The 12,585-nt window shown below is 70.5% G+C and carries 1 protein-coding gene; it reads left to right on the top strand.

From position 1 onward, the window contains the following. Nucleotides 1–12,585 (top strand): non-ribosomal peptide synthetase/type I polyketide synthase (locus tag G4D83_RS44805; RefSeq protein ID WP_163871108.1); only part of this gene is annotated, 12,585 nt, incomplete at both ends.

Below are 12,585 nucleotides of genomic sequence, written 5' to 3'. Positions count from 1 at the left end.
ACAGCCCACTCCCATTGGCGTCCCAGGGGAGCTCTTCATCGGCGGCGTCCAGGTGGGCCTCGGCTACTGGCGCAGGCCCCAGCTCACCGCCGAGCGCTTCATCCCCGACGCCTTCTCCGACTCGCCCCAGGCGCGCCTCTACCGCACCGGTGACGTCGCTCGCTGGCTCCCCGACGGCACCCTGGAGTACCTCGGCCGCTCCGACTTCCAGGTGAAGCTGCGTGGCTTCCGCATCGAACTCGGTGACATCGAGGCCGCGCTCCTCTCTCACCCCTCCGTCCGTGACGCCGTCGTCCTTGTTCGCGAGGACTCTCCCGGTGACCAGCGCCTCGTCGCCTACGTGGTCCAGGAGTCTTCCTCGTCCGACACGACCGGGTTGAAGGACCACGTCGCGGCCCGCCTGCCCACCTTCATGGTGCCCTCGGCCTTTGTGTCCCTCCCGGCCTTCCCACTGTCCCCGAGTGGGAAGCTGAACCGGAAGGCACTCCCGGCCCCGGTGACACCGACCGCTTCGGGAGGCACGCCCGTGCCCACCGCACCAGAACGACTCACGCCCTTCCAGCAACGCGTCGCGACCGCCTTCCGCGAGCTGCTGCGTGTCGAGCACGTGGGCCTGCATGACGACTTCTTCGCGCTCGGCGGACACTCGCTGCTGGCGACCCAGCTCGTCTCTCGCATCCGCACCACGTTCGGCGTCGAGCTTCCCGTGCACGCCCTGTTCGACGCCCCCACCGTGGCCCGCGTCACGGAGCTGGTTGAAGAGGGAATGCTCTTCCGGTCGACACCCTCCCAGGTGCCGCCGCTGCGTCCCATTCCTCGCGATGGGGAGCTGCCGCTGTCCTTCGCGCAGCAGCGGCTGTGGCTGCTGGACCAGGTCCAGCCCGGAGGCACCCAGTACAACGTCTCCGGCGCGGTTCGGCTCGAAGGCGCGTTGAACCCCGAGGCGCTGCGACAAGCCCTGGACCTCCTCGTCTCCCGTCACGAGCCTCTGCGCGCGACCTTCGCATTGAAGGATGGCCAGCCCACCCAGACCATCCATCCGCACAAGCCCTGGAGCCTGCCGCTCGTCGACCTCACCGACGTCGCTCCATCGGAACGCGACGCCGCGGCCCGCAAGTACGCCGCCGAAGAGGCCAGCCAGCCCTTCGACCTGAGCGCGGGGCCGCTCTTGAACACCGTGCTGCTCAAGCTCGACGCGGAGCTGCACGTCCTCGTCCTCGTCATGCACCACATCATCTCGGACGGCTGGTCCCTGTCCGTGATGGTGCGCGAGGTGGCCCTGGCCTACGAGGCCTTCTCCACCCAGAAGGCCCCCGCGCTGTCTCCGCTGCCAGTGCAGTACGTCGACTTCGCGGCGTGGCAGCGCCAGTGGCTCCAGGGCGAGACGCTCGCCAAGGAGGTCTCCTGGTGGAAGCAGCGACTCGAAGGCGCGCCTCACGTCCTCGACCTGCCCACCGACCGACCGCGCCCCGCGCTGCGCACGCCGCGGGGTGCCTCGCACGCCCTCCAGCTTCCACGCGAGCTGGTGAACCGCGTCGTCGCGCTCGGACGACAGGCCGGGGCCACGCCCTTCATGACCTTGCTGGCCGCGTGGCAGACGCTGCTCTCACGCTACAGCCGGCAGGAAGACCTGCTCGTCGGCTCCCCCATCGCGGGCCGCCGCCACGGAGAGCTGGAGGGACTGGTCGGGTTCTTCGTCAACACGTTGGTGCTGCGCGCGCGGGTGCGTCCGGAGGACTCGTTCCGCGCGTTGCTCGCCCAGGTGCGTGAGACGACCCTCGCGGCCTACGAGCACCAGGACCTCCCCTTCGAGCGCCTCGTTGAAGAGCTGCAACCTCAACGAGACCTCGGACGCGGTCCCCTCGTGCAGGTGGTCTTCGCGCTCCAGAACACGCCCACTCCGACGATGAGCGTGCCGGGCCTGACGCTGCGTCAGCTCGACGTGGACAACGACACCGCGCGCTTCGACCTCGGCCTCGTCCTGGTGGAGGAGGCGGACGGGCTGCGCGGCGTCATCGAATACAGCACGGAGCTGTTCAACGCCCCCACCGTGGCTCGGCTCGCGAGCCATCTGCGCAACCTGCTCGAAGCCGTGGTCGCGGCTCCGGACCGCGCGCTCTGGACCCTGGACCTGGTCTCCGCGGAGGAGCGCCGTCAGCTCGTCGTCGAGTGGAATGACACCGCGCGGCCCTACCCGGCGGAGGCCACCTTCGTGGACGGGTTCTCGCGACAGGCGAGCCTGCGTCCGGAGGCCATCGCCCTGGAGTCCGGTGACCAGAGGCTGACATACGCGGAGCTGGAGGCACGGGCCAACCGCCTCGCGCACCTGCTGCGCTCTCGCGGCGTGGGGCCCGAGGTCCTCGTGGCCGTGTGCCTGGAGCGCGGCTTCGACGTCGTCGTGGCCATCCTGGCCATCATGAAGGCCGGCGGCGCCTACGCGCCGCTCGACGCCGCCTACCCCGCCCAGCGCCTGGCCTTCATGGTCGAGGATGCGCGGCCGAAGCTGCTGGTCTCCTCACGCGCGCTCGGACAGCGGCTCTCGCTCCCCGACGCGGGGATGGAGCGCCTGTTCCTGGAGGAGCTGAAGCTGGACTCGTGGCCCGCCACGCCCCCCGGCTCCGGAGCCGGTCCCCGCGACCTCGCGTATGTCATCTTCACGTCTGGCAGCACGGGGCGGCCCAAGGGCGTCGCCATCGAGCACCGGGGCCTGCTGCGCCTGTGCCACGCGGAGCGGTATGCGCGGTACGGCGCGCATGAGACGAGCATCCTGCTGGCACCCATCTCGTTCGATGGCTCGGTGCTGGAGCTGTGCCCGTCGCTGCTGCACGGCGGCCGAGTGGTCATCTACCCGGCCAACGCCGTCCCCAGCGACCTGGACACGCTGGGCGAAGTCATGGCGCGACACGGCGTCACGTTCACCCACCTGCCGTCGGGACTCTTCGCGCAGCTCGTGGAGCACCGTCCCGATATCCTCGCGCGCCTGAAGGAGATTCACGTCGGCGGCGAGGTCCTCTCCGCGCCCCATGCGCATCGCGCGCTGTCGTCGGTGCGTGGGTCGATGACCAACGCCTACGGCCCCACCGAGGTCTCGGTCATCTCCACGACCTACTCCCTCCAGGGCCCCATGCCGGGGGGCGTCTCGTTCCCGATTGGCACGCCGATCGACAACACACAGGCGTATGTCCTGGATGCCCGGCAGCAACTGGTGCCCGTGGGTGTCCCCGGTGAGCTGTACCTCGGTGGCCCGGGTGTGGCCCGAGGCTACGTGTCGCGTCCGGACCTCACCGCCGAGCGCTTCGTCCCGAATCCCCATGGCGGCGTTCCGGGTGAGCGGCTCTACCGCACCGGAGACGTCGTCCGCTGGCGGAGCGAAGGGGTGCTGGAGTTCATCGGTCGCACGGACCATCAGGTGAAGATCCGTGGCTTCCGTATCGAGCTGTCCGAAGTGGAAGCCGCCCTGGCCGCGCAGCCCGCGGTGCACGAGTTCGCCGCCATCGTTCGCGAGGACGTCGCGGGTGACAGGCGACTGGTGGCCTACGTCTCCGCGCGGGAGGGCCAGACGCTGGACACGGCCAACCTGCGCGCGGGGCTGCGCCAGCGGCTCCCCGAGTACATGGTGCCCTCGGTCATCGTCACGCTGCCCACCCTCCCGCTCAGCTCCACGGGCAAGGTGGACCGCAAGGCGCTGCCGAAACCGGACGCCGCGTCCACCGGGCGACAGGGCCGCTTCGTGGAGCCCGCCAATCCGCTGGAGCAGCGCATCTCCGCCATCTGGGCGAAGGAGCTGGGCACCGAGCGCGTCGGCGTGCATGACCACCTCTTCGAGGAGCTGGGCGGCACGTCGCTCTCCGTGGTGCGCATCGCCGCAGGCTTGAGGGAAGAGCTGGGCCAGCCGCTGCCCGTGGTGTGGCTGTTCGAGCACCCCACCGTGCAGGGCCTCGCCCGCGTGCTGGAGAAACAGGGCGCGCAGTCCGAGGCCGCTGCCGCGACACCGCAAGCGGAGCCCGAGCCTCGGCGTCCCCTGTCCAGGCCTTCCACCTCCGGGGCCATCGCCATCATCGGCATGGCGGGTCGATTCCCCGGCGCGAAGTCCGTGGACGAGTTCTGGCACAACCTGCGCGGAGGCGTGGAGTCCATCTCCTGGTTCAAGCCCGAGGAGCTGGAGCGCATGCCCGGCCTCCCCGAGGGCATCGACCTGAACCAGCACCCGGCGTTCGTCCCGGCTGGAGGAGTGCTCGAAGGCGCGGACCGCTTCGACCATGCGTTCTTCGACATGTCGCTGCGCGAGGCGCAGTGGCTGGACCCGCAGCAGCGCCTGTTCCTCCAGTCGGCCTGGACGGCGCTGGAAGACGCGGGCATCGACCCCGAGCGCTTCCCCGGGGCCATCTCCCTGTACGCGGGGGCCATCGACTCCGGCTACACGGAGGCGGTGCGCGCCACGGTGCCGCTGGATGGCGCCGCGCTCTTCGAGCTCTACGGCACGGCCACCCACGAGAGCCTGGCGACGAAGACGTCCTTCAAGCTGGGCCTCACGGGTGAGAGCGTCCTCATCCACACCGCGTGCTCCACCGGTCTGGTGGCCGTCCACCTGGCCTGCCAGAACCTGCTCGCCGGCATGTCCGACGTGGCCATGGCGGGGGCGACTCGACTGTCCGTGCCGCAGCGCACGGGCTACGTGTACCAGGAGGGAATGATTCTCTCGCCGGACGGGCACTGCCGCTCGTTCGACGCGGCGGCGCAGGGCACCGTCTCCGGCAACGGCGTGGCCTGCGTCGTCCTCAAGCGCCTGGAGGATGCGCAGCGGGACGGCGATGCCATCCACGCGGTGATTCGCGCGACGGCGACCAACAACGACGGGCGCGACAAGTCGGGCTTCACCGCGCCCAGTGTGCAGGGCCAGTCCGCGGTCATCCGGCAGGCGCTCGCGCGCTCCGGGGTGTCGGCGTCGGACATCGGCTACGTGGAGGCGCACGGCACGGCGACTCCGCTGGGAGACCCGATTGAAGTGACGGCGCTCCAGCGCGCCTACGGCCTGGGGCCCGAGCACCGGGGCACCATCGCCCTGGCCTCGCTCAAGTCGAACGTCGGCCACCTGGATACCGTCGCGGGGCTCGCGGGCCTCATCAAGGTCGCGCTGTCGCTTCGGCACGGGGAGATTCCTCCGAGCCTGCACTTCGAGCGCCCCAATCCGCAGATTGATTTCGACACCACGCCTTTCTTCGTCAACACCACCCTTCGGCCGTGGCCGAGGAGCGAGACCCCGCGGCGCGCCGCGGTCAGCTCCTTCGGCATTGGCGGCACCAACGCCCACGCCGTGCTCGAGGAGTCCACGATGTCTCCGAGCGGCAGCAGCTCCCGCACGCATCACCTGTTCGTCCTGTCCGCGCGCACGCCCGAGGCGCTGGATGCGGCCTCCAAGCAGCTCGCCTCCCACGCGGAGACGCATGCCGAGGCCCTGCCCGTGGCGGATGCGGCCTTCACGCTCGCGGTGGGCCGCAAGGTCTTCGAGCACCGCCGCGTGGTGGTGGCTCGCGACGCGGCCGAGCTGACGCGGCAGCTCCTCAAGCCCTTCACGCCGACGAAGGTGAAGGACCCGGAGGCCGCGCGGCGCCGCCGCATCGCGTTCATCTTCCCGGGCCAGGGGAGCCAGCAACTGGGCATGGGGCGTGAGCTGCTCGACACCGAGCCCACGTTCCGTGCACATGTCGAGGCGTGCCTGGAGCTGCTGACGCCGACGCTGCGCGCCCAGGTCCGCGCGTTGCTGACCTCCGCGCCGGGTCAGGAGGCGGAGCACGCGGGGTTGCTCGCGGATACTCGCGTCGCGTTGCCCGCGCTGTTCACCGTCGAATGCTCACTCGCGCGGATGTGGATGGACTGGGGCATCAAGCCCCACGCCGTCCTGGGACACAGCTTCGGTGAGTACGCCGCGGCCTGCGTCTCCGGCGTGCTGTCGCTGGAAGATGGGTTGAAGCTGGCCGTGGCCCGAGGCGAGTTGATGCACCGGATGCCTCCGGGCGCGATGCTCGCGGTGGCGCTGCCAGAGTCGCAGGTGCAGCCGCTGCTGACGGGGCGGTTGTCGCTGGCGGCGGTCAACGCGGTGGACCGCTGCGTCGTCGCGGGCCCCGTGGCCGAGGTGGAGCAACTCCAGGAGACGCTGAAGCGCCGGGACGTCGGGGTGGTGCGGATGCCCGCGCCCCATGCGTTCCACTCGGCGGACGTGGAGCCGCTGATGCCCGAGATGTCGCGGGTGGTGGCCTCGCTGCGCCGGTCCGAGCCGACGGTGCGCTACGCCTCCAGCGTGACGGGCGCGTGGGCGCGGGCGGGAGCACTGGCCGAGCCTCAGTACTGGGCCGACCAGATGCGCCAGCCCGTGTTGTTCGCCGATGCGGTGGGCGTGTTGCTTGAAGAGGGTTGCAGCGTGTTGCTGGAGGTGGGGCCGGGTCAGGATTTGACGCCGCTGGTGCGCGCGTCGCTGGGCCAGGACAAGGACCGGGTGAAGGCGCTCGCCACGCTTCGACGGGGCAGCTCCACGCCGGAGCACGCGAGCCTCCTCGCGTCAGTGGGTGAGCTGTGGACCCAGGGCGTGGCGGTGGAGTGGTCGGCCTGGTTCGCGCACGAGCAGCGCCATCGCCTGCATCTGCCCACGTATCCGTTCCAGGAGAAGCGCGTCTGGGTGGAGGCGAAGCCTGGGACGGCTCCCGTGCAGCCCCTGGTCGTCTCGGAGGCAGTGCAGCTGAAGGCCGCTTCCGGGGCACCGACTCCGGTCGCGGGACCTCCGTCTGGAACGGTGATGGCCTCCGGGTTGGAGCCTCGCCATCTCGCGACGACAGCGCCGATGCCACCGCCTGCGTTGGTCACTCCGTCGGAGTCATCGGCATACGGAGCACCGGCGGTGGTCTCGGACATCCGGCCCGCTCACGTGGCACCGGTAGCGCCACCTCCGCTACCCGTCGCGTCGGAACCTGAGCCCGTGTCCGTCACGCCGGCTCGCGAGGATGCGCCGCGGGGTGCCATCGAGGAGCGGCTCGCGGGATTGTGGCGCGAGCGTCTGGGCCTGGAGTTCGTGGGTCGCGATGACGACTTCCTGGAGATCGGCGGCAACTCGCTGATGGCCGCGCAGCTCCTCAATCAGGTCCGCGAAGCGTTCGGCGTACAGCTTCCACTGGCGGCCCTGTTCGAGGCCCCCACCGTGGCCGGCATCGCCCTGCGCCTGGAGCCTCTCCTGCGACAGGCCCCCGTCGCCGCGCCGACGCGAGAGCTGCCCCTGGTCCCGCTGCCCCGCACGGGCGAGCTGCCACTCTCCTTCGTCCAGGAGCGGGTCTGGCGCCTGGAGCAGCACCTCCCCGGCCTCTCCGCGTACAACATCCCCTTCGTCCTCCGGCTCGAAGGAGACCTGGACGCTGCCACGCTGGCACGCGCGGTCCAGGAGGTCGTCCGCCGACACGAAGCCCTGCGCACGACGTACGACGTGGTGGACGGCCGGCCCGTCCAGCGCTTCCACGATGACGTGCGAATCCCCCTCCCCGTCGTCGACGTGCACGGCACCACACCCGAGCTGCGCGAAGCCGAGGCCATGCGCCTGGCTCGCGAGGAGGCGATGCTCCCGTTCGACCTGGTGAACGGTCCCGTCATCCGGACCTCGCTGCTCCGGCTGGAGCCTCGGCACCACCTGCTCTTGGGCAGCATCCACCACGTCGTCTGCGACACCCTCTCCACCGCGCTCTTCATCAACGAGCTGGTGCAGCTCTACGGCGCCTTCAAGCAGGGCCGCCCGTCGCCCCTGCCGCCTCTGCCCATCCAGTACGCGGACTTCGGCGCGTGGCAGCGCGGAGGCATCCGCGAGGGCCGCTTCCCCGAACAGGAACAGTGGTGGCGCCAGCGGCTCGCGGGCATGCCGCGTCAGCTCGAAGTGGCCACGGACCGCAAGCGCCCCGCGAGCTGCCCGCTCACCTCCGTGCGTCTGCCCGTGGAGTTCCCACGCGCCCTCGCCCGCGAGCTGGGCGCGTTCGGCAAGCGCGAGGGTTTCACGTCGTACATGCTGGTGCTCGCCGCGTGGCAGACGCTGCTGCACCGCTACAGCGGGCAGACGGACATCATCGTCGGCACGCCCCTGGGCAACCGCACCCGCCCGGAGCTGCTGCCGCTCATCGGCTACGTGGCGCACTCCGCCGCGTTCCGCACCAGCTTCGCGGACGACCCCACGTTCCGCGAGCTGCTCAACCGCGTGCGCCAGGAGCTGAACGAGGTCCAGTCCCGTCCGGACGTGCCGTTCGAGTACCTGGTCGAAGCGCTCGTCCCCGGCAAGGACATCGGGCGTGGACGCATGACGGACACCGTCTTCGTGTTCCACAGCGGCATCGGCGGCGGCGCGGCGGCCCTGGAGATGACCGGGGTGCGCGGCTCCATCGTCGAAGTCCCGGACGGCCCCGTGCAGTGGGGCACCACCCTGTCCGACCTGACGCTCGTGCTCGGTGACGAATCCGGCCGAGTCCACGGCGCCCTCGAGTACGCGACGGAGCTGTTCGACGCGGAGACCGCCGGTCGGATGGTGGCCCATCTCCACGTGTTGCTCGCGTCCGCGATGGCTCGGCCGGATGAGCGCGTCTCGCGGCTGCCCCTGGCCACCGAGGCGGACCGCGCCACCTGGCCCGCGCCGCGTCCCGTGCGCGCCTCCACCTCCATCCCGGCCCAGCTCGCCGAGCGCTCGAAGCAGAACCCGAGCACCGTGGCCGCCATCATCGGCGACCAGTCCTGGTCCTGGGCGGAGCTGACCCGGCGCGCGGACAATGTCGCCGCGCGGCTGCGCGCCACCGGTGTGACTCCGGGCGCCCCCGTCGCCGTCTGCCTGCCGCCCTCCCCCGCGAAGCTGGCGGTCCTCTGGGGCGTCCTCGAAGCGGGAGGCGCGGTGGTGGCCCTCGGCGCCACCGACCTGGGTGGGCTCGCGACCTATGCGCATCAGGGTGCCGGTTCGCCCCTGCTCATCACCTGGCGTGGGGTCGTCACCTCCTCGAAGCTCGATGCCGCGCGCACGCTGTATCTGGAGGACCTCCTCGATGCCTCCGTGCCCGCGAGCACGGGCGCTCGCGGAACCCGCGCGGACGCGGCGGCCTGGCTGCTGCCCTCGGGTGCGGGCCAGCCGGCGTGGACGTTGGACCACCACGCCGTGGCGGAGCTGTTCACGGCGATGGATGAACGCCTGCGTCCGTCGGACGGCGGCACGTGGCTCGCGGCAGTGGATACGTCGACGGAGCGTCCCGAGCTGGAGCTGTTGTGGGCGCTCTCACGCGGCCTGCGCGTGGCGTTCCCCTCCGAGCAGGTGTCCGCGCGACTGGTGCGACTGCAAGGCGGCGGTCCTCGCACCCAGCCGATGGACATGAGCCTCATCTACTTCGCGAACGATGAGGACTCGATGACGGGTCCCAAGTACGAGCTGCTCGTCGAAGGCGCGAAGTTCGCGGACGCCCATGGCTTCTCCGCGGTCTGGACGCCCGAGCGACACTTCCACTCGTTCGGCGGCCTCTATCCGCAGCCGGCGGTGGTCGCCGCGGCGCTCGCCACCGTCACCAAGCACATACACCTGCGCTCCGGAAGCGTCGTGTTGCCCCTGCACGACCCGATGCAGGTCGCCGAGCAGTGGTCCGTGGTGGACAACCTCTCCGGTGGACGCGTGGGCCTGTCGGTGGCCACGGGCTGGCACGTGGCGGACTTCTCGTTCGCTCCAGGCAACTTCGAGGACCGCCGCAACATCCTGATGAAGCACCTGGCGACGCTGCGCTCGCTGTGGCGGGGCGAGAAGATGAAGCGGCTGGGTGGCGGCGGAGTCACGGTGGAGGTCGGCCTGCGTCCGAAGCCCGTGCAGAAGGAGCTGCCCGTCTGGCTCACGGCCGTGGGCAATCCGGAGACGTTCCGACTGGCCGGCGAGGTGGGCGCGGGCGTGCTCACCGGCCTGCTCGCGTTGTCCATCGACGAGCTGAAGCAGAGGGTCGCCCTGTACCGAGAAGCCTGGCGTCGCAACGGCCACCCGGGCCGAGGCCACGTCACGGTGATGCTGCACGCCTTCATCGGAGACGATGAACAGGAAGTCCTTCGCACGGTGCGCAAGCCGCTGCTCGGCTACTTCCGCAGCTCGGCGGAGATCACCGCCACGCTGCTCGCGGCCCAGGGGCACCAGGGTGAAATCGACAAGGTCTCCGAGGAGGACATCAACACCCTCCTGGAGCACACCTTCGAGCATCACGCGAAGGGCACGGGCCTCATCGGCACGGTGGAGAGCGGCTTCAAGCGGCTGCTCGACGTGCGCGTGGCGGACGTGGATGAGATCGCCGCGCTCATCGACTTCGGGCTGGAGACGCCCGTGGTGCTCAAGGGGCTGGAGAAGCTCTCCGCCATTCGAGACCGGCTGATAGAGGAAGCCGCGACACGCCAGGAGCAGGTGCTGGTGGAGGGCGACCAGGGCGTGGGCGAAGTGCTGGAGCTGGCGCGCCAGTCCAGTCGCGTCCTCCTGCACACCTCCGCGCGCCTGGCGCGCACGCTGACCGAACTGCCAGGGGCCCGTGAGGCGCTGGGCCCCGTGGGGGCCCTGGTGCTCGATGGGGCGTCCCCCGAGCTGGCCGCGACGCTGCATCAGAGCTCCGGACTCCAGGTCCTGCTCGCGGGCGGCGCACGTGAAGGCGCGCTGGTGCCCCGAGGCCCCGAGGAGCGCATCCCCTCCGGCCTTCGTCCGTGGATTCTCGACGGCGCGGGCCAGCCCGTTCCGGTGGGAGTCGTCGGCGAGCTGGCGCTGGAAGGCGCGGGCCTGCCTTCGGGCCTGTGGCGCTCCGAGGAAGAGGAGCGTCGCCGGCTGGTGGCGCATCCGTTGGGAGGTGCATCGCAGGTGTTCCGCACGGGCCGCCATGCGCGCCTGCGCGCGGATGGCCGAGTGGAGAACGTCCAGGTCCAGGTGCCCAAGCCACCCGCGCCCGCCGCGAAGTCGCCCGCACCGAAGGCGGAGAGCTCCGCGTCCCGAGCAGCCACGGTGTCCACCCCGTCCACGGGGATTCCGAGGGCACGGCGAGACAGGCCGCTGCCGTTGTCCTTCGCGCAGCAGCGCCTCTGGTACCTCCAGCAGCTCGACCCGACGAGCACCGCGTACAACAACAGCTCCAGCTTCCGCCTCGTGGGCCCCTTGGACACCGACGCGCTCCAGGCCGCGCTGAACACGCTGGTGCAGCGTCACGAGGTGATGCGGACCACGTACCAGCTCACCGAGAACGGCGCGGTGCAGATCATCCATGCCGGCGGTGGCCTGCCCATGCCGTTGGAGGAAGTGGCCGGAGCCACGCCTGAAGAGCGCGAGTCCGAGCTGCTGCGCCGCTGCCAGGAGAACGGCGCGAAGACGTTCGATTTGGACAAGGGCCCGGTCATCCGCGCGGTGTTGCTGCGCATGGGGCCTCAGGACCACGTCCTCAACATGGTCATGCACCACGCCATCTCGGATGCATGGTGCTCGCTGGTGCTCGCGCGAGAGATGTCGGTGCTCTACGCGTGCTTCAGCGCGGGCATCCCCAATCCCCTGCCCGAGCTGCCCGTGCAGTACGCGGACTACGCGGTCTGGCAGCGGGAGTGGCTGGAAGGCGCGATCCTCGATGGTCAAATCCGCTGGTGGAAGGACCAGCTCGTCGGAGTGCCCGCGCTGGAGCTGCCCGTGGACCGGCCGCGTCCGGCGGTGCAGTCCTACGAGGGCGGCAGCCTGCGCTTCGTGTTGAGCCGCGAGGTGACGGAGCCCCTGCTCGCCCTCGGTCGCAAGGAGGGCGCCACGTCGTTCATGGTGATGCTGGCGCTGTACCAGGCGCTGCTGGGCCGCCACGCGGGCCAGGACGACTTCGCCGTCGGCATCCCCATCGCGGGCCGTACGCAGCCGGAGACGGAGGGCCTCATCGGCTGCTTCGTCAACACGCTGGCCATGCGCTCCCAGCTCGAGGGGGCGCCGACCTTCCGCGAGCTGCTGGGGCGCGTGAAGAAGCAGTCACTGGGCGCCTTCTCGCGCCAGGACGCGCCCTTCGAGCGATTGATTGAAGTGCTCCAGACGCCGAGAGACCAGAGCCGCACGCCGGTCTTCCAGGTCGTCCTCAACGTCATCAACACGCCCCCCGCGGAGACCTCGCACCAGACGCTCAAGCTGAGCCAGCTCGACATCGCCACGGGGACGTCGAAGTTCGACCTGAGCCTGGAGGTCGTCGAAGGCCATGGCGAACTCGCCTGCCGCTTCGAGTACGCCGCGAAGCTCTTCGATGACGCCACGATGGAGCGGCTCGTCGAGCATCTCAACGTGCTCGCGCGCACCGTGGTGGCCTCACCGGACCTGCCGGTGCAGCGCCTCCCGCTGATGGGCGAGGAGGAGCGGCACCAGGTGCTGGTGGAGTTCCAGGGCCGCACCGAGCCCTTCCCGCGCGATGTGTCCCTGCACTCGCTCATCGAGACCCAGGTCCTTCGTACTCCTGGCGCGGAGGCTGTCCGCTTCGAGGACTCCGCTCTCTCCTTCGCCCAGCTCGACGCTCGCGCCAATCAGCTCGCGTGGCACCTGCGCTCTCTCGGCGCTCGGCCCGG

It is taken from the genome of Myxococcus eversor (genome assembly GCF_010894455.1).
Classification (GTDB): domain Bacteria; phylum Myxococcota; class Myxococcia; order Myxococcales; family Myxococcaceae; genus Myxococcus; species Myxococcus eversor.
This window is presented reverse-complemented; position numbering and strand designations above follow the sequence as displayed.